18 protein-coding genes are annotated in these 25,022 nt (G+C 71.8%); 8 read left to right on the plus strand and 10 right to left on the minus strand.

The features are described 5' to 3' along the window. Window positions 1-149: 149 nt before the first annotated feature. From ACIQOU_RS14760 to ACIQOU_RS14785, 6 genes are all read right to left on the minus strand, one after another. The gene (locus ACIQOU_RS14760) at window positions 150-1,337 is read right to left on the minus strand and encodes a beta-propeller fold lactonase family protein (RefSeq protein ID WP_401537070.1); all 1,188 of its coding nucleotides are present in this window, start codon (window positions 1,335-1,337) and stop codon (window positions 150-152) included. After that, entirely contained in the window at window positions 1,337-2,128 is a 792-nt protein-coding gene (locus ACIQOU_RS14765; RefSeq protein ID WP_401537071.1) for a polysaccharide deacetylase family protein, read from the minus strand. Before ACIQOU_RS14765 ends, ACIQOU_RS14760 begins: the two co-directional genes overlap by 1 nt. A gap of 268 nt (window positions 2,129-2,396) precedes the next feature. Next, window positions 2,397-2,903, minus strand: coding sequence for an ATP-binding protein (locus tag ACIQOU_RS14770; RefSeq protein ID WP_401537072.1), 507 nt, complete (start codon window positions 2,901-2,903; stop codon window positions 2,397-2,399). Between the two features lie 273 nt (window positions 2,904-3,176). Then, the gene (locus ACIQOU_RS14775) at window positions 3,177-3,944 is read right to left on the minus strand and encodes an enoyl-CoA hydratase/isomerase family protein (protein WP_401537074.1); all 768 of its coding nucleotides are present in this window, start codon (window positions 3,942-3,944) and stop codon (window positions 3,177-3,179) included. A gap of 88 nt (window positions 3,945-4,032) precedes the next feature. Continuing rightward, window positions 4,033-5,268 carry an Ig-like domain-containing protein gene (locus tag ACIQOU_RS14780; RefSeq protein ID WP_401537076.1) on the minus strand — a complete coding sequence of 412 codons (1,236 nt, stop codon included), beginning with the start codon at window positions 5,266-5,268 and terminating at the stop codon, window positions 4,033-4,035. Between the two features lie 155 nt (window positions 5,269-5,423). Continuing rightward, window positions 5,424-6,656 carry an Ig-like domain-containing protein gene (locus ACIQOU_RS14785; protein ID WP_401537078.1) on the minus strand — a complete coding sequence of 411 codons (1,233 nt, stop codon included), beginning with the start codon at window positions 6,654-6,656 and terminating at the stop codon, window positions 5,424-5,426. A 153-nt stretch (window positions 6,657-6,809) separates the two neighbouring features. Between ACIQOU_RS14785 and glgX the strand changes: the two genes are divergently transcribed. From glgX to ACIQOU_RS14810, 5 genes are all read left to right on the plus strand, one after another. Then, a complete protein-coding gene (gene glgX / locus ACIQOU_RS14790; RefSeq protein WP_401537080.1) occupies window positions 6,810-9,062 on the plus strand; it encodes a glycogen debranching protein GlgX in 2,253 nt (750 codons plus the stop codon). 139 nt (window positions 9,063-9,201) lie between these two features. Then, a complete protein-coding gene (locus ACIQOU_RS14795; RefSeq protein ID WP_401537082.1) occupies window positions 9,202-10,617 on the plus strand; it encodes a sulfatase-like hydrolase/transferase in 1,416 nt (471 codons plus the stop codon). Window positions 10,618-10,740: 123 nt separating this feature from the next. Next, window positions 10,741-12,570 (plus strand): ABC transporter ATP-binding protein, encoded by a 1,830-nt coding sequence (locus tag ACIQOU_RS14800; RefSeq protein ID WP_401537084.1) that lies wholly within the window; start codon window positions 10,741-10,743, stop codon window positions 12,568-12,570. Further along, window positions 12,567-14,450: an ABC transporter ATP-binding protein gene (locus ACIQOU_RS14805; RefSeq protein WP_401537085.1), complete on the plus strand. Its 1,884-nt coding sequence runs from the start codon at window positions 12,567-12,569 to the stop codon at window positions 14,448-14,450. Before ACIQOU_RS14800 ends, ACIQOU_RS14805 begins: the two co-directional genes overlap by 4 nt. A 116-nt stretch (window positions 14,451-14,566) precedes the next feature. After that, on the plus strand, window positions 14,567-14,788 hold the full coding sequence (locus tag ACIQOU_RS14810; RefSeq protein WP_401537087.1) for a hypothetical protein: 222 nt from the start codon (window positions 14,567-14,569) through the stop codon (window positions 14,786-14,788). Between the two features lie 89 nt (window positions 14,789-14,877). Here ACIQOU_RS14810 and ACIQOU_RS14815 read toward each other — a convergent pair whose 3' ends face one another. From ACIQOU_RS14815 to ACIQOU_RS14825, 3 genes are all read right to left on the minus strand, one after another. Continuing rightward, the gene (locus ACIQOU_RS14815; RefSeq protein ID WP_401537088.1) at window positions 14,878-15,333 is read right to left on the minus strand and encodes an RICIN domain-containing protein; all 456 of its coding nucleotides are present in this window, start codon (window positions 15,331-15,333) and stop codon (window positions 14,878-14,880) included. A gap of 123 nt (window positions 15,334-15,456) precedes the next feature. Next, window positions 15,457-16,233 (minus strand): GntP family permease, encoded by a 777-nt coding sequence (locus ACIQOU_RS14820; protein WP_401537090.1) that lies wholly within the window; start codon window positions 16,231-16,233, stop codon window positions 15,457-15,459. A gap of 10 nt (window positions 16,234-16,243) precedes the next feature. Next, window positions 16,244-16,906, minus strand: a complete 663-nt coding sequence (locus ACIQOU_RS14825) for a GntP family permease (RefSeq protein ID WP_401537091.1) — start codon at window positions 16,904-16,906, stop codon at window positions 16,244-16,246. A gap of 433 nt (window positions 16,907-17,339) precedes the next feature. Between ACIQOU_RS14825 and ACIQOU_RS14830 the strand changes: the two genes are divergently transcribed. Together ACIQOU_RS14830 and ACIQOU_RS14835 are read left to right on the plus strand one after the other, a co-directional pair. Beyond that, a complete protein-coding gene (locus ACIQOU_RS14830; RefSeq protein ID WP_401537093.1) occupies window positions 17,340-19,214 on the plus strand; it encodes an ABC transporter ATP-binding protein in 1,875 nt (624 codons plus the stop codon). Next, complete coding sequence (locus ACIQOU_RS14835) at window positions 19,211-20,959, plus strand: ABC transporter ATP-binding protein (protein ID WP_401537095.1); 1,749 nt, start codon at window positions 19,211-19,213, stop codon at window positions 20,957-20,959. Before ACIQOU_RS14830 ends, ACIQOU_RS14835 begins: the two co-directional genes overlap by 4 nt. A 49-nt stretch (window positions 20,960-21,008) precedes the next feature. Here the strand turns inward: ACIQOU_RS14835 and ACIQOU_RS14840 are convergent, their stop codons facing one another. Further along, complete coding sequence (locus ACIQOU_RS14840) at window positions 21,009-22,184, minus strand: FAD-dependent monooxygenase (RefSeq protein ID WP_401537096.1); 1,176 nt, start codon at window positions 22,182-22,184, stop codon at window positions 21,009-21,011. A gap of 649 nt (window positions 22,185-22,833) precedes the next feature. Here ACIQOU_RS14840 and ACIQOU_RS14845 point away from each other — a divergent pair. Beyond that, on the plus strand, window positions 22,834-24,903 hold the full coding sequence (locus ACIQOU_RS14845) for a M4 family metallopeptidase (protein WP_401537098.1): 2,070 nt from the start codon (window positions 22,834-22,836) through the stop codon (window positions 24,901-24,903). The last annotated feature ends 119 nt before the right edge of the window (window positions 24,904-25,022 follow it).

The raw sequence follows: 25,022 nt of genomic DNA on the forward strand, positions 1-25,022 counted from the left end.
AACCAACGCCGACCGCAACGCCGGGATAGGGGCGCGGGGAACTGCGCGAGAAGCCCCACGGCGCCGCACCCGACCACGAACCCTCTAGGGCAGCCCCCACCGGGCCGGGCGCGACCCTCTGCCTCGTCCGGCGTTCATCAGCGAAGCGTCTAGCGGAAGATGCCCGTGTGGCCCAACGAGTAGCGGCCGGGCTGGGGATAGACCGCGAGGCCATGGGGCCCGCTGCCGACCTTGATGCGGGCGAGTTGCTTGCCCGTACGGGTGTCGAGGGCGTAGACCTCGGAGTTGTACCGCCCGGTCAGCCACAGCACCTTGCCGTCGGCGGAGACACCGCCCATGTCGGGACTGCCCCCGTTGGGAAGGTGCCACTTCTTCGCCACCTTGTCCTGGGCGAAGTTCCAGACGGAGACGGTGCCTTCACCCCGGTTGGAGATGTACATCTCACGGGAGTCGCGGCTGATGTACAGACCGTGCGCCCCCTTCCCGGTCCGGAGGAACGTCGGCTTGCTGAAGGTGTCCCCGTTCAGCACCCACATCCCGTCGGCCATCATGTCGGCGACATAGAACTTCTTGCCGTCCGGCGAGATCTTGACGTCCTGCGGCATCGCCCCGTGGAACGCCAGCTTCTGCTGCCCGATGACCTTCATCTTCTCGGTGTCGACCTTGAGGAGTTCGCCGCTGAACTCGCAGGAGACGATGAAGTACCGCCCGTCGGGCGAGAAGTCGGCGTGGTTGACGCCGTAGCAGCTGACCGGCACCGACTTCTTCACCTCCATCGTGTGGGCGTCGCGGAAGACCAGTTGGCGGTCGAGCGAGGCCATCACGACGGCGTACTTGCCGTCGGGCGTGAAGTACAGGTTGTACGGGTCGTGCACGTCGACCGGTTTACCGGCCTTGCCGGTCTTCGGGTCGATGGGGGTGAGGGTGTTGCCCTTGTCGTTGTTGACCCACAGCGTCTTGAGGTCCCAGGACGGCACGACGTGCTGCGGCTGGACGCCGACCGGGATGGTCTCGATGACCTTGTAGGTCGCGGGGTCGATGACGGTGACGGTGTTGGAGTTGGTGTTGGGGACGTAGATCCGGGAGGGGAAGTCCCGGACCACCGGCGAGAGCCGGCCGGGCCGGTCCGCCGCGTAGAGGTCGTGGGGGTCGAGGACGGGCGGCATGCCGGGCAGCCCGCTCGGCGCCTTCTTCTTGACGGGGGCGGGAACGGCGGCCTCGGTGCCGCGTGCCTCGTCGGCGGGGAGACGTCCGGCGCAGCCGCTCAGCGCGGCGAGCGCGACGGCCGCGGTGAGGGCGCGACGCAGGACGGTGCGGCTCAGGAAGGTGCGGTGCATCAGCTCAACAACTCCGTGGTGGTCACCGCGGACAGACCGCGGCGGTCGAGTTCCGTCAGAACGGCGGGGAGCGCGGCGGCCGTGTCCGGGTAACCGAAGTGCAGGCTCACCACGGAGCCGGCCCGGACCTGGCCGAGGATCGTGCGGGTGACGGCGTCGGCGCCCGGGCTCGTGTAGTCGAGGGAGTCGACGTCGTACGACAGGACGTGCGGGTATCCGGCGCCACCGGCCAGCCGTGCGACCAGCGGGGAGGCGCGGGCCGCGCGCGAGGGCCGGAACCAGGTGCCGATGGACCCGGTGAGCCGGTGCAGCCGGTCCGCGCACCCGGTGATCTCGGCGCGGGCGTCGGCCTCCGACATGGCGTTGATGTCGATGTGCCGTTGGGTGTGGTTGCCGAGGTCGTGGCCGCCGTCGAGGATGCGGCGGGCCATCTCGGGATGGGCGTCCAGCCAGCTGCCGACGGCGAGAACGGTGACGCGCGCCCCGTGTTTCTCCGCCGCGCTCAGCAGCGTCCGGGCGAGTCCGGGGTCACCCTGCCCATGAAAGGTGAGCGCGACCCGGGGCCGGTCCCGCGGCCCGTGGTCCACCTGAGCGGGCAGCCCCGGAAACCGCCGAGGAGCAGGCGCCGCACGCGGAACGGCAGCGGCATGGCGAGTAGCACTGGCCGAACTGGCAGCGCTGGCCGAACCGGAGGGGTGTCCGGCAGCCGGTGCACACCCGCTGCCGAACACCCCTCCCGCCACAACCCCAGCACCACCGAACAACACCACACGACGCTCAGTCGAAGTCACGCCCCCATTTAAGAACGCCCCACCACAAAACCCCCCGATTAACCCAAAAGGCGACAGAGTGCCCAACCTTCAAACAGACGCCCACAGCAACGCCAAAAAGGGCCGAGCTTCAAGCTGGCGCCGACAGCAACGCCGATAAGGGGCGCGGGGCTGTATCAATATGCGGCTCCGCCGCGCGGGCGCGACCAGCCCCCACGGCGCCGCAGCCGCGCCCACAACCCCACCCTCCCGCCCGTGGCGGACCCGCCTCACCCCGACGGAGTCACCCTCACCGATCCCCCACCCGCATCTCGAACCACGTCGTCTTCCCCCGGGGCAACAGATCGACCCCCCACCGATCGGCGAGCTTGTCGACAAGGAACAACCCCCGCCCGCTGACATCCGTCACAGCGACCGGCATCAGACACGGCAACCCCCGCGAGGGATCACGCACCTCCACCCGAATCCACCCCCGCCGCCGCTTCATCCGCAGCCCGAAGACCCGCGCACCGGTGTGCCGAACAGCGTTCCCGACCAGTTCGGAGACGAGGAGCACCGTGTCCTCGGTGAGCTTCGGACTGAGCTTCCAGTGCCGCAGGACAACGACCTGCGCAAGCCGCCGCGCCGTCGCCGCGGACTCCGGCCGGGACGGCAACGGCACCTCCGCGTCGGTGGGGTTCCCGAACAACTCCAGTGCCTTCAGGCCCCGTTCGTCCTCCACCGCGGGCGACCACCGCGCCGCGATCGCACGGCCGTCTCCCCGCGGCTGCCCGATGTCCTCCTCCAGCCCCGCCATGCCCCCATCATGGCGGGGCCCGGCGGACTCGGAGGCCGTTCCCGGGGAACGCGCCCCCCGGAACACCTCGGGGTGAGGCGGGCGTTCGGCATATGTCCCAGGCATCTCGGTGGCCGGGGCGACCGATCTGACCTGTGGTGGAGGCTCGGCTGGCGACAATCGACGGGCTCCCTCGACACGGCAGGCTTAAGGGCGTTTTAAGGCTCCCATAACCGTCCCTTCGAGGGACCCCGAATGAGACATCGCGTCAATTGCAAGCGCTTCCAAGGCAGTTCAGCGGAACGTCGCCTTGCCCGGGCCCTCCTCGACGAAGCTGCGCATCCCGCGCTCCCGGTCCTCGGTGGCGAACAGGCCCGCGAACCAGCTCCGTTCGAGAGCGAGCCCGGTGTCGAGGTCGGTCTCCAGGCCCGCGTCGATCGATTCCTTGGCGGCGCGCAGGGCGAGCGCCGGGCCCTTGGCGAGTCGCGCGGCCCACGCGTGCGCGGCGCTGTAGGTGTCCTCGGCCGGGACCACCCGGTCGACGAGGCCGAGGGCGAGGGCCTCGTCGGCCTTGACCATGCGGCCGGTGAAGATGAGGTCCTTGGCCTTGGCGGGGCCGATCAGCCGGGCCAGGCGCTGGGTGCCGCCGGCGCCCGGGATCAGGCCGAGCAGGATCTCGGGCTGGCCGAGCGTGGCGTTCTCGGCGGCGATGCGGAAGTCCGCGCAGAGCGCCAACTCGCAGCCGCCGCCCAGCGCGTAGCCGGTGACGGCCGCGACGACGGGCTTGGGGATGCGGGCGACCGCCGTGAACGAGTCCTGCAAGGCGCGCGAGCGCAGGACCATCGCGGTGTGGTCCATGTCCCGCATCTCCTTGATGTCCGCGCCGGCCGCGAACACCTTCTCCCCGCCGTGCAGGACGACGGCGCGGACGTCGTCGCGCCGGGCCGCCTCCTCGGCGAGGTCCTTGATGCGGTCCTGGATCTCCATGTTCAGGGCGTTCATCGGCGGGCGGTCGAGGCGGAGCGTGCCGACGCCCTCGGCGACTTCGAGTGTCACGGTCATGCCGCCAGGTTAACGACCACTCACGACAACGGGCCCGGTGCCGTCGGACAGCACGGCACCGGACCCGCCCAGGGGCGCTGCTGAAGCGTTACGCCTTCCACTTCTCCCAGGACATGTTCCAGCCGTTGAGGCCGTTGTCCGGGGCGACCGTCCGGTCGTCGGAGTTCTTCACGACGACCACGTCACCGACCATGGAGTGGTCGAAGAACCAGCCGCCGGGCAGCGCGCGGTCCGCGCCGCCCCGGGTGTCCTGGAGGCCGACGCAGCCGTGGCTGGCGTTGTAGTGGCCGAAGGCGCCGCCGCCCCAGTAGTTGCCGTGGATGAAGGTGCCGGAGGTGGTCAGGCGCATGGCGTCGGGGACGTCCTTGATGTCGTACTCGCCGCCGTAGCCGACCGTCTCGCCGTTCATGCGGGTCACCCGGAGCTTCTCGCTGATGACCATCTGGCCGTTCCAGGTCTCGTAGCCGGGCTTGCCGGTGGTGACCGGGACCGTCTTGACGACGCGGCCGTCCTGGGTGATCTTCATCGTGTGCTTCTTGGCGTCGACGACCGAGACCTGGTCGCGCCCGATGGTGAAGGACACCGTCTTGGACTGCGTGCCGTAGACGCCCGAACGGCCTTGCACACCATCGAGGTCGAGCTTCACGGTGACCTTGGTGCCGGACTTCCAGTAGTGCTCGGGGCGGAAGTCGAGGCGGTCGTTGCCGAACCAGTGGCCCTCGACATCGACGGCCGGTGACGTCGTGACCTTGATGGCCTTCTCGACGTCCCCGGGCGCGGTGATGCCCCGGCTGAAGCGGAGCGAGAACGGCATCCCGACGCCGACCTTCGAGCCGTCCTCCGGCGTGAAGGTGCCGATGAAGGTGTTCTTCGGCGTCAGCGTGGTGAAGCGGGAGTCCTTGGCGGTCTCCCGGCCCTCGGTGTCCTTGGCGACGGCGTGCACGGTGTAGGTGGTGGACGCCGCCAGATGCGTGTCCGGCGTCCAGCGCGTGCCCCCGGTGATCTTCCCCGCGACGTCGGCGCCCTTGCCGTCCTTGACCTGGACCCGCGTCAACTTCCCCTGGCCGACGTCGACATGGAGCGCCCCATCGGTGTCGACGGCCTTGCTGCCGTCCTTCGGCGCTATGGAGAGCACCGCCGCCGACCGCGTGCTCGCCGCGCTCCCCGCGTCCCCGTCCTTGGCCTTGCCGTCGGACCCGGAGTCCGAACCGCCCCCGCAGCCGGTCACGGCCAGCATCAGCGTCCCGAGCAGCAGGGCCGGCAGCGCTGTGCGGCGCCGTCCCCGCGCGTCAACCGACGCCCCCGATATCGGTCGCACGTTCACGATCTCTCCCCTCGACGGGCCTGGTCGGGCCCGCTCCCCGGCGCGTTCCACGCGCACATTGGCGCATATTAACCGCAAGGTTTTGAGGAAGTTGTGAGACCGAGGTCACCGTTCAGCGGCAACGCCGCCGATCATCATCTCCCGCCCCAGGAGCCTCACTTGACGGCGCCGCCCGCCGTCCACGCCCGCCAGGTCATGTTCCAGCCACCGAGGCCGTTGTCCGGGGCGATCGTCTTGTCCTTGCTGCGCGTGATCTCGACGACGTCCCCGACCAGGCTGCGGTCGAAGAACCATCCGGCGGGGGTGTCGGAGCTGCCGCCCTTGACGTCCCGGAGGCCCACGCACCCGTGGCTGACGTTCACATGGCCGGGTGCGGTCGGCGACCAGTAGTTGCCGTGCAGGAAGGTGCCCGAGTTGCTCAGCTTCATGGCGTGCGGGACGTCCGGGATGTCGTACTCGCCGCCGAACCCGACCGTGCGGCTGTTCATGCGGGTCACCTCCAGCATGTCCATCACCACCATCTTGCCGTTGTAGGTGGGCGTCTTGGGGGCGCCGGCGGTGATCGGGACGGTGGCGAGGAGTTCGCCGTCGCGCCGTACCTCCATGGTGTGTTCGGCGGCGTCGACCAGGGAGACCTGGCTGCGGCCGACGGTGAAGGAGAACGTCTTGTGCTGGAGCCCGTAGACGCCGGGGGCGCCCTCGACGTCCCGGAGCTTGACCGAGACGGTGACCTCGGTGCCGGGGCTCCAGTACCGCTCGGGGCGGAAGTCGAGGCGGCTCTTGCCGAACCAGTGCGGGCGGACCTCGACCGGCGGGCGGGCGGTGATGTGGACGGCGCGTTCGACGGCGGCCCGGTTCTCGATCTCGCGGCTGAAGTCCAGGGAGACGATCATGCCGGTGCCGACCGTGGAGCGGTTCTCGGGGGTGACATAGCCGATGAACCGTTCGTCGGGCACATAGGTGGTGAACGTGGTGTGCCGGGCCGAGCGGTGCCCGGCGTCGTCCACGGCGACCGCGTCGACGGTGTAGCGGGCGGCGAGGCCGAGACGCCGTTCGTCCGGTTCCCAGCTCAGGCCGTCGTCGGTGATGCGCCCCGCCACCTCCGTCTCCTGCGCGTCCTGCGCTCTGACCACCCGCACCGACTCCAGCCGCCCGTCGGGGACCCGCACCCGCAGCGTCTCGCTCGGCGCCACCCCCTTCGCGTTGTCGTCCGGGGAGATCCGGATGGCGTCCTCGGGGGCCGCCGGCCTGCCGAACGACCCACCCAGGCCGACCCCGCCGGAGCCGCCCGAGGTGCAGCCGGTGGCCCCGGCCAGCAGTCCTGCCCATGTCATGACGGCGGCCAGAGCGGCCCCCGCGCGCCGCGCGCGCCCGTGTACGTGCCTCACGGGGTGTGCAACGAGCGGAGCGGCTCGGGGGAAACGTGAGTGCGACGCGTGCTCTGGGCAGAACATGGGTGAGGACGAGGTGAAGGGGTGCGGTGACCGGGACGTCGCCCGCCCTTTTTCCGGCTCGTCCCCCGAGCCGTGGGAGGCTGACAGGTGTCCAGCGCAGCGGAGCGGGAGGCGGTGGCCCAGGAGCGCGACCGGCCTGCCGTGGTGAGGAACGGGACCCCGCGCAGAACACCGGGGGTGCCGGTGCGGCCGGGGGCGCCGACGCCGTTGGGGGCCCGGGTGCGGGTCGGGTCCGACGGGGTGGCGGGCACCAACTTCGCGCTGTGGGCGGGCGGCGCGGAGGCGGTGGAGCTGTGCCTGTTCGACGAGGGGGGCCGCGAGACCCGGGCGCCGCTGACCGAACTGACGCACGAGATCTGGCACGGGTTCGTGCCCGGCGTGGGCCCCGGCCAGCGCTACGGCTTCCGGGTGCACGGCCGTTGGGACCCGTGGACCGGCGGCCGCTGGAACCCGGCGAAGCTGCTTCTGGACCCGTACGCGCGTGCCGTCGACGGCGACTTCACGTTGCCGCCCGAGGTGTACGGGCATGTCAGGGACTGGCCTCAGCAGCAGGTCGCCGACACCGTCCGTGACGACCGTGACTCGGCGCCGTTCGTCCCCAAGGGTGTCGTCGTGCACGATGACGACGACTGGGCCGACGACACCCGGCCGAAGACCCCGTGGGCGGACTCGGTCATCTACGAACTGCACGTCAAGGGCTTCACCCGGGCCCACCCCGCCATCCCCGAGCAACTGCGCGGCACCTACGCCGGGTTGGCGCATCCGGCGGCGCTCGCGCATCTGGTGCGGCTCGGGGTGACGGCGGTGGAGCTGTTGCCGGTGCACCAGTTCGCGCACGAGGACCATCTGCTGCGCCGGGGTCTGAAGAACTACTGGGGCTACAACTCCCTGGGCTACTTCGCCCCGCACGCCGGGTACGCGGCCACCGGCACCACCGGGCAGCAGGTCGGCGAGTTCAAGCGGATGGTGCGCGCGCTGCACGCGGCCGGTATCGAGGTGATCCTCGACGTCGTCTACAACCACACCGCCGAGGCAGGTGAGTTGGGGCCGACGCTCTCCCTCAAGGGCATCGACAACCGCGGCTACTACCGGCTCCAGTCCGACGCCCGCCGCTACGCCGACTACACCGGCTGCGGCAACACCCTGCACGTCGTGCAGCCGCATGTGCTGCGCCTGATCACGGACTCGCTGCGCTACTGGGTGACCGAGATGGGCGTCGACGGGTTCCGTTTCGACCTGGCGGCGGCGCTGGCCCGCTCGATGCACGACGTCGACATGTTGTCGCCGTTCCTCGCGGTGATCGCGCAGGACCCGGTGCTGCGCCGGGTGAAGCTGATCGCGGAGCCGTGGGACGTCGGGTCCGGCGGCTATCAGGTGGGCGCGTTCCCGCCGTTGTGGACGGAGTGGAACGACCGCTACCGGGGCGCCGTCCGGGACTTCTGGCGGGGTGCGCTGCCCGATGTGCGTGACCTCGGCTACCGGCTTTCGGGCTCAAGCGACCTGTACGCGTGGGGCGGCAGGCGGCCCTACGCGTCCGTCAACTTCGTGACCGCGCACGACGGTTTCACCCTGCGCGACCTGGTCACCTACGAACGCAAGCACAACGAGGCCAACGGCGAGGCCAATCGGGACGGCAGCGACGACAACCGGTCCTGGAACTGCGGCGCCGAGGGCGAGAGCGACGACGGGCGCGTCCAGGCGCTGCGCAGGCGGCAGTTGCGGAACCTGCTGACGACGCTGCTGCTGTCGACGGGGGTGCCGATGCTGGTCGCGGGCGACGAGATGGGGCGCACCCAGGGCGGCAACAACAACGCCTACTGCCAGGACAACGCGCTCAGTTGGGTCGACTGGGGGCTCCTCGAAGAGCCCGGCTGGCGGGCGCTGACCGACCTGACCGCGCGGCTGATCGCGCTGCGCCACCGGCATCCGGTGCTGCGGCGCCGGGCGTTCTTCTCCGGCCGGGCGCACTCCGCCGACGGTCTGCGTGACCTGGCCTGGTTCACCGCGCGGGGCGCCGAGATGACCGAACGGGACTGGTACGCGCCGGCCGCGACGCTCGGCATGTACCTCTCCGGACGGGACATCCCGGGCCGGGACGAGCGGGGCGCCCCGATCGTCGACGACAGCTTCCTGGCGATCCTGCACGCCGGGGACGGTCCGGCGGCGTTCGTGCTGCCGGGGCCGCCGTGGGCAGAGCGGTACGAGGTCGTCGTCGACACCGCGCGGGAGGAGCAGGAGCGGGCGCCGGGCGAGGTGCACCGGGCGGGGTCGACGGTCAGTGTGCCGGCGCGGTCGGTGCTGTTGCTGCGGGTCGGCCGGGACAACGTTGCAGGCGCGTGAACTCCGGTCCGCACGCCTGGGCAGAGCCGGAGTCGGGTGATCAGACTGGGGCCGCCCCCCTGTCGTTCGACGTCCTCCGATGTCCTCCGATGTCCTCCGTCGTTGTCCTCCGTCGTTGTCCTCTGTGCAAGGAACGCGCATGTCCGAGTTGTCCCGTCGTGCCTTCGCCGGTCTCGTCGGCGGTGGTGCCGTCACCGCGGCCGCCGGTGCCGCCACCCCGGCCGAGGCCGCCGTCCCCGCCGAGCGCCCCTTCCGGGCCCGTACGGCCGCCGCCCGCCCCGCCGCCCGGCCCAACCTCCTGGTCATCCTGGGCGACGATCTGGGCTGGGCCGACCTCTCCTCCTACGGCGCCCCGCACATCAGGACGCCGCACCTGGACCGGCTGGCCCGGCAGGGGGTGCGGTTCACCGACGCGTACTCCGGGTCCGCGACCTGCTCGCCGACCCGGTTCAGCCTCTACACCGGGCGCTATCCGGGCCGTACCCCGGGCGGGCTCGCGGAGCCGATCGCCGACCGCACGCAGGGTCTCGAACCGAGCCACCCGACGCTCGCGTCGTTGCTGAAGGAGGCCGGGTACGCCACCGCGCTGATCGGGAAGTGGCACTGCGGCTGGCTGCCCGACTACAGCCCCACGAAGTCGGGTTGGGACGAGTTCTTCGGCAACCACGGGGGCGTCCTGGAGTACTTCTCCAAGCTCGGCCAGCTCGGCGAGTACGACCTCTACGAGGGCGACGCCACCCACCAGGACCTGCGCTACTACACCGAGGTGCTGACCGAGCGGGCGGTGGAGTACGTGGGCCGCGCGCACGACAGGCCGTGGCTGCTGAACCTCAACTTCACCACCCCGCACTGGCCCTGGCTCACCGAGGGCGACGCCGTCACCGGCGCCGAGATCGCCGCGAAGATCCGCGCCGCGACCAGCCAGGCGGAGGTGAGCCGGGCCCTCAACCACTACGACGGCGGCTCGGTCGCGACGTACACGGCGATGGTCGAGAGCCTCGACGCGGCGGTCGGCGAGGTGCTGGCGGCGCTGCGCCGCTCGGGCCAGGAGGAGAACACGGTGGTGTACTTCGCCAGCGACAACGGCGGTGAGCGCTGGTCGTACCTGTGGCCGCTGAGCGGCGAGAAGTTCGTCCTCCAGGAGGGCGGCATCCGGGTCCCCACGATCGTGCGCTGGCCGCACCGGATCGACGGCCGTCAGGTCAGCCACGAGCCGAACTTCTCCCCCGACTGGACCGCGACCTTCCTGGAGCTGGCCGGTGCCCGCCCCGACCCGGCGTACCCGCTGGACGGCACGAGCCTCGCGGGCTATCTCCTGAACGGCGACGCGCTGCCCGAACGGGACCTGTTCTGGCGGGTACGCGCGGGCCGGGCGCTGCGGCGCGGCGACTGGAAGTACCACCGGGACCCGGCGGGCGTCGACCACCTCTACGATCTCGGCGCCGATCTGCGCGAGCAGGCCGATCTGGCGCCCGACCGGCCGGAGTTGCTCGCCGACCTGAAGGCCGCCTGGGAGAAGATCGACGCCGGTCTCCTGCCCTACCCGGCCGCCTAGGGCCGCGGGGCCGCGAAGATCGCCGTCGAACTCGGTGTTCCCGCAGGTCAGGGCGGGGGCGGCGGGGCGATACGGCCCAAAATCTGGTGGGCGTTGTCAGTGCTGGTCCGTACGCTCGTCCTGATGTCCACCACACCTGTCGCCGCGCCCGCCCCCGCGCTCACCGAGCGCCGCTCCGCCGTGCGTACGTTGCTGCGCCTGTGGCCGTATGTCCGGCCCGTGCGGGCGCGGTTGTTCACGGCCGCGTTCGTCGCGATCGTCGCGTCCTGTCTGGGCCTGGTGTTCCCGCTGGTCCTGAAGTGGATCGTGGACGGCCCGGTGGCCCACCGTGATCCGGCCGGGGTGTGGTGGGGCGCGCTGGGTCTGCTGCTGCTCGGGATCACCGAGGGGCTGCTGTTCGGGCTGCGCCGGTGGCTGGTGGCCCGGCCGCTGTCCCGGGTCGAGTCGGAGCTGCGGGCCGACCTGTACGGGCGTTCGCAGCGGCTGCCGGTCGCCTTCCACGACCGGCTGCCGTCGGGGCAGTTGCTGTCCCGGGGCACCACGGATCTGATGCTGCTGCGCATGTTCCTCGCCTTCCCGCTGACGTTCCTGCTGGTCAACGGCGTGACGGTGCTGGTCGGCGTGGGCATCATGCTGGTCCAGGACTGGACGCTCGGGCTGGTCGTGCTGGTGCCCGCGGTGCCGGTGATGGTGACGTGCGTGCTGTTCGAGAAGCGGTACGCGCGGCTGGCGCGGCGCGCTCAGGACCAGGTCGGCGATCTGACGACGGTCGTCGAGGAGAGCGTCCTCGGCATCCGCGTCATCAAGGGCTTCGGCCGCCACCGCAGTCAGGCACGCGCGTTCAAGGAGCTGTCGGGCGAGCTGCGCGGCACGGAGCTGCGCAAGGCGCGGCTGCTCGGCACCGTCCTCGGCGTCATCGTGACCCTGCCCGAGCTGGCCATCGGGGCGGCGCTGGTCGTCGGCGCGGTCCGGGTCGCCGACGGTGAGCTGTCGGCGGGCACGCTGGTCGCCTTCCTGTCCACGGCGCTGGCTCTGCGCTGGCCGGTGGACTCCGTCGGCTTCCTGCTGGCGATGTGCCAGGAGGCGGCCACCGCCACCGAACGGTACTTCGAAGTCCTGGACGAGCGGCCGGAGTCGTCCGGCGTCGACGCCCCGCGCGCGCGGAACGCCGGTGAGGGCGGCCTGCGCTTCGACGACGTGCGGTTCAGCTACCCGGACGCGCCGCCCGGATCGCCGCCCGTCCTGGACCGCGTCGACCTGCACATCAGGCCCGGCGAGTCGATGGCCCTGGTCGGCGCGACCGGCAGCGGCAAGACGACCCTCACGGCGCTGGTGCCGCGCCTGCACGAGGTGACCGGGGGCCGCATCACCCTGGACGGCGAGGACATCACCGCGATGACCCGCGAGGAGCTCCGCTCCCGGGTCGCCGTCGCCTTCGAGGAGCCCACCCTGTTCTCGGCGAGCGTCGGGGAGAACGTCCTGATGGGCGCCGACGGCCGGGCGGGCACCGGCGAGCTGGAGCGGGCCCTGTCCGTCGCGCAGGCCGACTTCGTGGAGGCGCTGCCCGAGGGCGCCGACACCCAGGTAGGCGAGCAGGGCCTCAGCCTCTCCGGCGGCCAGCGGCAACGGCTGGCGCTGGCCCGCGCGGTCGTCGGCCGACCGAGGTTCCTCATCCTGGACGACCCGCTGTCCGCGCTGGACGTGCACACCGAGGCGGCCGTGGAGGCGGCGCTGCGGGAGGTGCTGGCCGACACCACCGCGCTGATCGTCGCCCACCGCCCCTCCACGGTGCTCCTCGCCGACCGGGTCGCCCTGCTGTCCGGCGGCCGCGTCACCGCCGTCGGCACCCACCACGAACTGCTGCGCGAGAACGCCGAGTACGCGTATCTGATGTCCGGCGTCGAGGCCCCGACGGCGGCCCCGGCACCGAGCGAAGGGGAGGGCGGACGATGACCTCCGCGACGACGTCCGTGTCGAGACCCGGGGACGACGAACCGGACCTCGCACCCCCCGCCCCGTCGGCCGCCCCGGCCCCGCCCGTCGAGGACGCCGTCGGGCAGGACCGGCTGCCCACGCCCCCGGGGGCCACGGCGGCGCTGCTGCGTTCGCTGCTCGCCCCCTTGAAGGCGCGGGTCGCCGTCACCGCCGTGCTGATGCTGCTCCAGCAGGCGGCCGTGCAGGCGGGCCCGCTGCTGGTGGCGTACGCGATCGACACCGCCGTACCGGCGCTGCGGCTGGGCGACCGGGGGCCGTTGGTGGCCGTCGGGGTCGGATATCTGGCATGCGCGCTGCTCTCCGGCGGCCTGCAATACACGTTCATCGGCGTCTCCGCGCGCGTCAACCAGGATGTGCTGCTCGATCTGCGCGGGCGGATCTTCCGGCACGCGCAGGCGCTGAGCCTGGACTTCCACGAGCGGTACACGTCGGGCCGGCTGATATCCCGGGCCACCACGGACGTGGAGTCGCTGCGCGAGCTGCTGGAGGAGGGCTTCCAGGAACTGGTGCAGATCGTCCTGTCGTTCGTGTACATCTCGGCGATGCTGCTCTGGCTCGACCTGAGCCTCGGCGCGGTGGCGGTCGCGTCGTTCGGGCCGCTCTGTCTGCTGGTGCGGTCCTACCGGCGGCGGGCGGGGCGGGTGTTCCGGCTGCGGTCGACGGCGATCGCGACGGTGATCGTGAAGTTCGTGGAGACCCTGAACGGCATCCGCCCGGTGCGGGCGTTTCGCCGCGAGTCCGTGAACGACGCGGAATTCCGGGTGGTGAACGTCGAGTTGGAGCGCCGCAACGGCGACGCGCTGCTGGAGATGGCCCGTTACGTGGTGGGTTCGCGGCTGGTCGCCAACACGGCCGTCGCGGGGATCGTGCTGTGGGGCGCCCTGCGGGTGACGGACGGTTCACTCGCACTGGGGGTGCTGGCGGCGGCGGTGCTGTATCTGCGGCGGCTGTACGACCCGATCGACCGGCTGTCGATGTTCCTCAACTCCTATCAGTCGGCGGCGGCTTCACTGGAGAAGATCGCCGGGCTGCTGGCGCAGACGCCGTCCGTGCCGGAGCCGGTCAGCCCCCGGGAGCTGCCGCCGGTGCGGGCGGGGCGGCCCGGCCGTGAGGTCGTCTTCGAGCGGGTGCGGTTCGGCTACCGCACCGGCGGCGAGGTGCTGCCCCGCTTCGACCTGACGATCCCGGCCGCGCAGACCGTCGCCGTGGTCGGCTCGACCGGCGCGGGCAAGTCGACGCTGGCCAAGCTGCTCGCCCGGTTCTACGACGCGTCCGACGGGCGGGTCCTGCTGGACGGGGTCGACCTGCGTGAGCTGGCCGGGCCCGAGCTGCGGCGCGGGGTGGTGATGGTGACGCAGGAGGCGTTCCTGTTCTCCGGCACGGTCGCCGAGAACATCGCGATCGGGCGCCCGGAGGCGAGCCGTGCGGACATCGAGCGCGCCGCGAAGGCGATCGGTGCGCACGACTTCATCGCGGCGCTGCCGGACGGCTATGACACCGACGTCCGCAAGCGGGGCGGCCGGATATCCGCCGGGCAGCGTCAACTGGTCGCGTTCGCGCGGGCGTTGCTCGCCGACCCGGGCGTGCTCATCCTCGACGAGGCGACCAGCTCCCTCGATGTGCCCGGCGAACGGGCGGTGCAGCGCGCGATGTCGACGGTCCTTCAGGGCCGTACGGCGGTCGTCATCGCCCACCGCCTGTCCACCGTCGCCATCGCCGACCGCGTCCTGGTCATGGAGCACGGCCGCATCGTCGAGGACGGCACCCCGGCGGAACTCATCGCGGGCACGGGCAGGTTCGCGGACCTGCACCGGGCGTGGCGGGAGAGCCTGGCGTGAGAGGCATGCCGAGAGTCAGGTGAGGGGCGCGCGGGCCACGGGCACGCCGGGCGTCAACTCCCGTCATCTCCGGCAACGGCACCGGGACCGACGGCGAGCCCGGTCAACGGGTGTGGGTGGAGCGGACCGACAGCGTGCGGGGCATGCTGGAGCGGGCGGCCGCGCGGGGCGAGCCCTCGGTCGACGCGCTCCGCTGCTTCGAGGCGGTCGTCGGGCCGCTGTACGGCTACGCGTTGATGATTCCGGCCCTCGTCAGCCCTCGCGCGCCGATCCTGGTCGGGGAGTTCCTCGCCGACCTCGGGCTGGGCCCCGACAGCCAGCCCCGCGACCCGAGTTGACCACGCCGCCCGCGACCGGCCGGAGCGGGAGCCGACGCGCGCGGCCGACTCCCGCCCCTCTCCCGCCCCTCTCCCGCCGGGGCCCTCCCCTAGGGGAGGATCTTCCAGCGCTGGGACGTGCCGCCGGTGCAGCGGGCGACGTTGACATGGTCGTTCGCCATCCGGCCGAGGCAGGTGCCGTTGGCGTTGTTCTTGATCTGCGCGCCGGCCGACGAGCGGACGACCTTCCAGAGGGCCGCCCGGTCGGCGGAGGCGCAGGGCTTCATGGCCACCTTGCCGCCGCGCACCGTCAGACACGCCCTGGTCGCCACCTGCCGCAGCGCGGTGGCCCGGCCGGAGGTGTTGTTCCAGGTCCACTTCTGGTAGGCGCCGCTGTTGCACCCGGTGACGTAGACGCCCCAATCGGCCCGGTAGTCCAGGCACTTGAGGTGCTCGGCCTGGTTCTCGAAGCGGTTGGTCGCGGACGCCGCGCTGGCCGGTGTGCCGCTCAGCCCCACGGCGAGCGCGACCCCCGTGCCCACTGCGGCCAGCCTGATCAGACGCATGATTCCCCCTGTCTGCCGTGCCGGGACCTGTTCCCGACGGCCAGGAAGCTACCCGGGCGCACTCCCGTACATACTCGAACGAGTTGGCATCAGGCGCCAGATTCTGTTCGATCGCGGACATCTTCAGGCGAACACCGAGAGCAGCAGCGCCATCCCGAGGCCCAGCACGCTCACCATCGTCTGCACGGCCGTCTGCGTCTTCGCCGCCTGCGTCAGATCCATCCCGAACGACTCCTTGACCAGCCAGAACCCGGCGTGGTTCACGTAGTTGAGGCCGAGCGAGCCCGAGCCGATGGCGACCACCAGCAGGGACGCCTCCAGGGTGGAGCCGTTGCCGACGAGCGGCGCGAGGATGCCGGTGGCGGAGACGATGCCGACGGTGGCGGAGCCGGTGGTGAGGGAGAGCAGCAGGGCGATCAGCCAGCCCAGGACGATCAGGTTCAGCCGGGCGCCCTCGGCCGCCGTCGCGATGGCCGCACCGATCCCGGAGTCCTTGAGGACCTGGTTGAACGCCCCTCCCCCGCCGATGATCAGCAGGATCGGCGCGACGGACTGGAGGCTGCCGGTCAGTGAACGGCGCGTCTGCTCACCGGAGTTGCTCCCCCGCACGGCCATCACGCCCAGCGCGAAGAGGAACCCGGCGAGCATCGCGATGAGCGGCTCCCCGGCGAACGTCAGCCAGGCCCGGGGCCCACTGGACTCGTCGAGGGTCGTCTCCGCGAGGGTGCGCAGCAGCATCAGCACGACGGGGATGAGAACGGCGGCCACGGCGAGGCCGATCGGCACCTGGGGGCGGGGCGCGGCGGAGAGGGTGGGGTGTGCGCCGGGGCCGTCGGAGGGGTGCCGTTGCTCCCCTTCGGTGACCTCGACGCGTTCGCCCGCCCCCGTGAACTGGGCCACCAGGGCCGGGTCAGGGCGGACGTCGGGGAGGCGGGGGGGCGATCCAGCGGGCGTAGACGGGCCCGGCCAGCACGATGGTCGGGAGGGCGCAGACCACGCCGACCAGAAGGGTCAGCCCGAGGTCGGCGTGCAGGCCGGTCATCGCGGTGAGCGGGCCCGGGTGCGGCGGCAGCATGCCGTGCAGGGTGGAGAGGGCCGCGATGGCGGGCACCCCGAGCAGCACGTAGGGGGAACCCTGAGTGCCGCCCCGGGTCTCCAGTCTGCGCGCCACGCTGAAGATGAGCGGCAGCAGCACGATCAGTCCGACCTCGAAGAACATCGGCACGCCGATCAGGAACGCGGCGCCCGCGACCAGCCACGGCAACCGGCGTCCAGCGGAGCGGTCGACGATGGCGTGCGCGAGGGCGTCGGTCGCCCCCGAGTCGGACAGCAGCCGCCCGAGCATGGCGCCGAGGGCCAGCGTGACGCCGACATCACCGAGGGTGCCACCGGCGCCGTCCTCGATGGACCCGGCCAGCTTGCCGACGGGTTCACCGGCCGCGAGGCCCGTGCCGACGGAGACGACGATCAACGCGACGAACGGATGTATGCGCAGGCGGGAGTTGATCAGGACGATCAACGCCGCGATCGCCACCGTCAGGATGAACAGCAACGACCAGGCGTGCGGAGTCATATGGGGGGTGCCTTTCGGATCGCGGTTCCGGCGAGCGAGCCGGTCAGGGGGCCGAGGCCGCGGGCGCCGCCCACGAACAGGCCGATGCCGGTGCCCATGCCCAACCGGCCGCCGAGGAATCCGACGAACGGAGGGGAAGGTGGGGAACGCGGGGAAGGTGGGGAAGGTGGGGAAGGCCGCCGCGACGATACGGCCGACAGTGCGGCAGCGGCCCTGTCCGGCGCCCCGGATCGCGGTCGGGCACCACTGGCGAGGAACGCGCCGAGCCTCCTGTCGAGCCGTCGGACTCTCGAACCGTCGAGCCGTCGATCCGTCGAACCGTCGCACCGTCGAGCCGTTGAGCCGCCCGGGGAATAACCAGAGGCGGGGATTCCGCCCGGTCCGCGACAATCGGGGCGCATCGAAGGCGCGCCAACTCCAGGGGGACGGACAGATGATCGACGCGTACGAGGACCCCGGGGAACCGGATGTCCGGGGTGGCGGCGGGCGGTATCTGTGGTGGCTGGTGCGGTGCCAGCCGGGGCGGTCGGTCGCCGGGGCGGTGCTGGGCAGCACCTGGATGGCGCTGCTCGCGGCGACGCCGTATCTGCTGGCGCGGGCGATCGACGAGGGGCTGACGCCCGGGGATCTCCCGGTGCTGGCGGGCTGGACGGCCGCGCTGTTCGGGGTGGGGTCGTTCAACGCCTGGCTGAGCATCATGCGCCACCGCACGATGACCCGGGTCCGGATGGACGCCAACTTCCGTACCGTGAAGGTGGTGGTGGGGCACGCGGTGCGGCTGGGGGCCGCGCTGCCGCGCCGGGTGGGCGCCGGGGAGGTCGTCACCATCGGCGTCGGGGACGTGCAGACCATCAGCGCGGCGCTGACCGTGGTCGGCCCTGGCATCGGCTCGGTCGTCGCGTATCTCACCGTCGCCGGGCTGCTGTGGGCCCAGGCGCCGCTGCTCGCCGTCGTCGTGCTGCTCGGGATGCCGGTGATCGGTGCCCTGGTCGGGCCGCTGCTGGCGCGGTTGCAGGGCGCGGAGGGCGAGTACCGGGAGCGGCAGGGTGTGCTGACGGCCCGGATCGCGGACCTCGCGGGTGGCCTGCGTGTCCTCAACGGCCTCGGTGGCAAAGGGCTGTTCGCGGACGCCTTCCGGCAGGACTCACGGCGGCTGCTCCAACAGGGCTACCGGGTCGGGGCGGTGACGAGTTGGGTGCAGGCGCTCGGGGCCGGGCTGCCGACGCTGTTCCTCGCCGTGGTGACCTGGCTGGCCGCCCGCCTCGCTGCCCAAGGGGCGCTGTCCATCGGGCAGTTGGTGGCGGTGTACGGGTATGTGGCGGTGCTGATATGGCCGGTGTCGTTCTGGGTGGACTGCGGCTACCAGATCAGCCGGGGGCTGGTCGCCGCCCGCCGGGTCGTGCGCTTCCTGCGCCTCGCGCCGATGCCGGACACCGGCACCCTGGACGCGCCCGCCGAACCGTCCGTCCTGCACGACCCCGCCTCCGGTGTCCGGGTGCGCCCGGGACGGCTGACCGCGCTGGCCGCCGCCCGCCCCGCCGACGCGGCCGAGGTCCTGGACCGGCTCGGCCGCTATGTCCCGTCGGACGCGACCTGGGGTGAACTCCCGCTGGCCGACATCAGGTTGGCGCAGATCAGGCAGCGGATTCTGGTCGCCGACCATGAGGCGGACCTGTTCAGCGGCCCGCTCGGGGACCTCCTGGGCGGGCGGCGGGAGCGGACGGCCGCCGACATCGAACGCGCGGTGCGGGCGGCGGTGGCCGACGACATCGTGCGGGCACTGCCGGACGGGCTCGGCACGGTGATCGACGCCCAGGGCCGCAACCTCTCCGGCGGTCAGCGTCAACGGGTGCGCCTGGCAAGGGCGTTGCTCGCCGACGCGGAGATCCTCCTCGCCGTGGAACCGACGTCCGCCCTCGACGCCCACACCGAGGCCGAGGTGGCGGGCCGGTTGCGGGAGGCACGCCGGGGCCGTACGACGGTGGTGACGACGACGTCCCCGCTCGTCCTCGGCCACGCGGACACCGTCCACCACCTGGTCGACGGCAAGGTCGTCGCCACCGGCACGCACGCCGAACTCCTCGACTCCGCACCGGAGTACCGCGCCCTGGTCGCCCGGGACGCGGACGGGGCTGCGGCCCGGGAAGAGCCGGCCGGGGCGCCCGACGCGAAGGTGCCCGACGCGAAGGTGCCCGAACCGGCGTCGGAAGAGCCGACCGGAGAAGAGTTGGCCGGGCAAGAGCCGCCCGGGGAAGAGTCAGTCGGGCAGGAGTCGGCCGTGTCGGCCGGGGACGAGGTGGCGCGGTGACCGCAGGACAGCTCCCGGTGGCCGCTCCGGCCGATGTGCGGCGCGCGGCGGTGCGGCTGGTGCGCGGGGACGCACGGGCGTTCGGCGGGGTGCTGCTGCTCAACTCCCTTGCCGCGGCTGCCGGGTTGGTCGGCCCCTGGCTGGTCGGGCGGATCGTGGACCTGGTGCGGGGCGGGGCCGGGGTCGATGCCGTCGACCGGCTCGCACTGTGGATCGTGCTGTGCGCGCTCGCCCAACTCGCCCTGGCCCGCTGGGCGCGGTACGTCGGTTACCGGTTCGGGGAACGGATTCTGGCGCGGGTGCGTGAGGAGTTCGTCGAACGGACCCTGGCGCTGCCCGCCGCCACCGTCGAACGCGCCGGGACCGGCGACCTCACCGCACGCGGCACGGCCGATGTCGCCACCGTCGGCACCACCCTGCGTGACGTGGGCCCCGAACTGCTCATCAACTCTGCGCAGTCCCTGTTCCTGATGGGCGCGGTGTTCGCCCTCGATCCGCTGCTCGGCGCCTGCGGGCTCCTCGGTCTGGTCGGCATCTCGGTCGCCCTGCGCTGGTATCTGCGCCGGGCCAGGGCCGGTTACCTGGCCGAGGGCGCCGCCACCTCGGACGTCGCGGAGATCGTCGCGGCCACCGCGTCGGGCGCCCGCACGGTCGAGGCGCTGCGCCTGCACCGACGCCGGATCACGGCGAGCCGGGACGCGTTGGAGACATCCCGGCGCACCCGCTTCCACACCCTGTCCCTGCGCACGGTGTTCTTCCCGGCGGTCGAGGTCTCCTACCAGGTGCCGGTGGTGGCGGTGCTGCTGGTCGGCGGCGCCCTGCACACGTACGGCACGCTGAGCCTGGGCGCGATCGTCACGGCGGCCCTGTATCTGCAACGGCTCGAAGGTCCCCTCGACGAGATCCTGATGCGGATCGAGCAACTCCAGAGCAGCGGCGCCTCGTTCGCCCGCGTCGAGGGGCTGGCCCGGGCGCCGCGCGCGGTGCCGGACGCGTCGGTGACACCGGCCGACGACCGGATCGACGTGTCCGGCGTGCGGTACGCCTACGACCGGGGCGGCGAGGTGCTGCGCGGCGTCGACCTCACCGTCAGGCCCGGTGAACGGCTGGCGGTGGTCGGCCCGTCCGGCGCCGGGAAGACGACGTTGAGCCGGCTCCTCGCGGGCATCGACGCGCCGACCACGGGCACGGTGACGGTCGGCGGGGTACCGGTGGTCGCGCTGGGCCCCGAGCAACTGCGGCGCACGGTCGTCCTGGTCACCCAGGAACACCATGTCTTCCTCGGCACCCTCCGCGACAACCTCCTGATCGCCGAACCGGGCGCCGGGGACGAGGAGTTGTGGGACGCGTTGACGGCGGTCGGCGCCGACGACTGGGTGCGCGAGCTGCCCGACGGTTTGAACACCCGCCTGGGTGAGGGAGGTTGGCGTACGGATGGCTCCCAGGCCCAGCAACTCGCCCTGGCCCGCGTGATCCTGGCCGACCCGCACACGCTGATCCTGGACGAGGCGACGGCGTTGCTCGACCCCGCGACCGCCCGGCACACCGAACGCGCCCTCGCCGCCGTTCTCACCGGCCGCACGGTCATCGCCATCGCCCACCGCCTCCACACGGCCCACGACGCCGACCGGGTGGCCGTCATGGAGAACGGCCACCTCACCGAACTGGGCCCGCACGAGACCCTGGTGGCAGCCGACGGCGCCTACGCGCGGCTGTGGCGGACGTGGCACGGGGAACGGGGGTAGGCGGAGCGCCCCCACTCCCCCACGCCCCGACTCCCCCACCGCCCGCCCCTCAGTAGTCCGGCAGGTCGAACGCCGTGGCGGCACGGAACATCTCCGTGTTCACGGGGCCCTCCTCCCCGATCCCGCCCCCCGGCGCGGATTCCGGGTCGCCCGCTGCCGCCGCCAGGGCCTGGCCCAGGACCAACAGGGCCTGGTTGTCGGCGACATGGTCGCGCAGCCGGTCCTCGTAGGCGGCGAACGCGGCCCGGTGATCGCCGTCGGCCGCGTGCAGTTCCCCGGCGAGGACGTACGCCGCGGTCAGTGCCACGCTCGTGCCCTGCCCGGTGAGCGGGGAGCAGCAGTACCCGGCGTCACCGAGCAGCGTGACCCGGCCGCGCGACCACTGGTCCATCTTGATCTGCGCGACCACGTCGTAGTGGAAGACGTCGCTCTCCCACAGGGACTTCAGGAAGCGCGGCATCTCCCAGCCGAGGTGCGCGGCGCGTTCCGCGACCAGCCGCTTCTGCGCGTCGACGTCGCGGGGGAGCATGTCAGCGAGGGGTTCGTCGGTCTGGAAGCCGGTGAAGACACGGAGTTCGGTGTTGTCCCGGACGGTCATGATCATGCTGCCCCACACCTCGCTGTCGTCGCCGGGCTGGTGGAAGATCTCCCAGCGGTCGAGGCCGAGGTGGTTGGGGGCGCTCCAGCCGGCGATGTAGGTGCCGACCGGGTGGAGGTAGTCGGCCTCGGGCCCGAAGACCAGACGCCGGGTGACCGAGTGCAGGCCGTCGGCGCCGACCACGAGGTCGAACGAGCGCTCGGTGCCGCTCTCGAAACGGACCCGGACGCCGTCCTCGTCCTGGACGAGGGTGGTGATCGAGTCACCGAAGAGGTACTCGATGCCGGGTTCGGCGGCGGAGACGAGCAGGGCGCACAGTTCGTCGCGCAGGATCTCGATGTCGGGGCCGTCGACGGCGCCGCCGCTGAAGGTGCGCTCGGTGGTGCGGTGCACCTCGTGGCCGTCGGCGTCGACCTGCGACATCCCGAGCAGCGCGGTCTTCCGCTCCCGAACGGCTTCGAGGAGCCCCATCTTCTCGACGACGTCGAGGGCACTGCCCCGCACGTCCACCGCCTGCCCGCCGCCGCGCAGGGACGGAGCCCGCTCCACGACGGTGACCTCGAAGCCGTACCGCTGAAGCCAGTACGCGAGAGCGGCCCCGGCAACGCCGGCACCGGAAACCAGCACCGAGGTGCCACTCGAGCGAGAGGTTCGACCACTGTCGACCATGACGTCCTCCAAAGGATCGGGGGGGTGTGTACTGCCGTGCCCTCACACTCCAGCCCCCCACCGACACCCCACCGACACCCACCGACACCCGACCGACAGAACAACCGACGGCCCGGCAACGCCGCCTTTAAGGGGCGCGGGGCTGTATCGATATGCGGCTCCGCCGCGCGGGGCGCGACACCCACCCGAGCAACGTCACCGACGGCCCGGCAACGCCGGAAAAGGGGCGCGGGGCTGTATCGATATGCGGCTCCGCCGCGCGGGCGCGACCAGCCACGACGGCGCCGCACCCGACAACGCACCCCACCCGCTCAGGCCATCGTCCGCATACCGAACAAGAACCCCCGTTCAACGAACCATTTCGGTCATTCCTTGCCGTGCACCTGACAGAACGGCAAACCACCTGACACCCTTCCCACGGGAACTTCACAACGACCCCACAGATCAACCCCGTTGCGATGCCCCACAGATCAACCCCGTTGCTCCCCCTAACGGAGTGACTCCGCAACGCCACCCCACGGAGCACCGCGTTCTGCCCGGGCCGGCGCCCAAGCCGCCCGGTCTCCCCCGGCCGCGCGACCCCGCGGCCACGCAGAAGGAGTCCGCGTTGAGAAGCAGTTCCAGACGCACGTCCTCCACCTCGCACCGCCCCACCGCACACCACCCCACCGCACACCGCCGCATCGCGGCCGTCGCCCTCGCCGGCGTCACCGCCCTGATCGCCGCCGCCGTCCAGTCGGGCGCCGCGAGCGCGGCCCCGGCCGAGGCGCCCGCGGGCAAGCCGGGCACGGCCCACGCGGCCACCGCCCTCTCCCCCTCGCAGCGCGCCGAGCTGATCCGCGACGCCGACACCGCCCGCGCCCGCACCGCGCGGGACATCGGGCTCGGCGCGCGGGAGAAGCTGGTCGTGCGGGACGTCCTCCGGGACGCGGACGGCACCCTGCACACCCGCTACGAGCGCACCTACGACGGCCTCCCGGTGCTGGGCGGCGACCTGATCGTCGACACCACGGACTCGGGCACCACTCAGCGTGTCGTGCGGGCGACGAAGGCCGTGATCGAGGTCGCCGACACCACGCCGGAGCTGACGAAGGCCGCGGCCGAACGGCAGGCGGTGCGCCGGGCCGAGGCGCTCGGCTCCACCGAGGCGGACGCCGACTCCGCGCCGCGCACGGTGATCTGGGCGGCGACCGGGACGCCGGTGCTGGCGTACGAGACGGTCGTCGGCGGCTTCCAGGAGGACGGCACGCCGAACCAGCTGCACGTCATCACCGACGCGGCGACCGGCGAGAAGCTCTACGAGTACCAGGGCATCAAGAACGGCACCGGCAACACCCAGTACAGCGGCACCGTCACGCTGACGACGACGCAGTCGGGGTCGACGTACACGCTGACGGACGGGGCGCGCGGCGCGCACAAGTCGTACAACCTGAACCGGGGTTCGTCCGGCACCGGCACCCTGTTCTCGCAGACCAGCGACACCTGGGGCAACGGCACCACGTCGAACACGGCGACCGCGGGCGCCGACGCGCACTTCGGGGCGGCGACCACGTGGGACTTCTTCAAGTCCGAGTTCGGCCGCAACGGCATCAAGAACAACGGCGTCGGCGCGTACTCGCGGGTCCACTACGGCAACGCGTACGTGAACGCGTTCTGGGACGACAGCTGCTTCTGCATGACGTACGGCGACGGCTCGGGCAACGCCCGCCCGCTGACGTCGTTGGACGTGGCCGGGCACGAGATGAGCCACGGCGTCACCTCCAACACCGCGGGGCTCAACTACAGCGGTGAGTCGGGCGGGTTGAACGAGGCGACCTCCGACATCTTCGGCACCGGTGTGGAGTTCTTCGCCAACAACAGCTCCGACGTCGGCGACTACCTCATCGGCGAGAAGATCAACATCAACGGCAATGGCACGCCGCTGCGTTACATGGACCGGCCGAGCAAGGACGGCGCGTCCAAGGACAGTTGGTACTCGGGGATCGGCTCGGTCGACGTGCATTACTCCTCGGGCCCGGCGAACCACTTCTTCTATCTGCTGAGCGAGGGCAGCGGCGCCAAGACCATCAACGGCGTCAGCTACAACTCCGCGACGGCGGACGGGCTCGCGGTCACCGGCATCGGCCGGGAGAAGGCGCTCCAGATCTGGTACCGGGCGCTCACCACGAAGTTCACGTCGACGACCAACTACGCGGCCGCCCGCACCGGCACCCTCGCGGCGGCGGGCGAGCTGTACGGGACGACCTCCGCCGAGTACAAGGCGGTGCAGGACGCGTGGGCCGGTGTCGCGGTCGGCGCGCGCTCCAGCGGGGGCGGGGGCAGCACCGGGACGTCGTTCGAGAACAATTCCGCGGTGTCGATTCCGGACAACGGGGCGGCCGTCACGTCGTCCATCGCGGTCACCGGGCGGACCGGCAACGCGCCCTCGGCGCTTCAGGTCACGGTCGACATCGCGCACACCTGGCGCGGCGACCTGGTGATCGACCTCGTCGGTCCGAGCGGGACGGCGTACCGGCTGAAGAACTTCAGCTCCTCCGATTCCGCCGACAACGTCCAGGAGACATTCACGGTCAATGCTTCGGCCGAAGTCGCCAACGGGACTTGGCAGTTGAAGGTCCAGGACCAGGCGGCGCAGGACACCGGGTCGATCAGCGGCTGGAAGCTCACCTTCCCGTAGGCAGGGTGGCACGGGCGCAGGTCAGGGCGCCGTTCCGGGAGTTCCTCTCCCCGGGGCGGCGCCCTTCGCGCTACCCGCGTCGACCGCTCTTTTTTGCCAACTCCATGCCGACCTCTAGG

It is taken from the genome of Streptomyces sp. NPDC091279 (genome assembly GCF_044757465.1).
Lineage (GTDB): Bacteria > Actinomycetota > Actinomycetes > Streptomycetales > Streptomycetaceae > Streptomyces.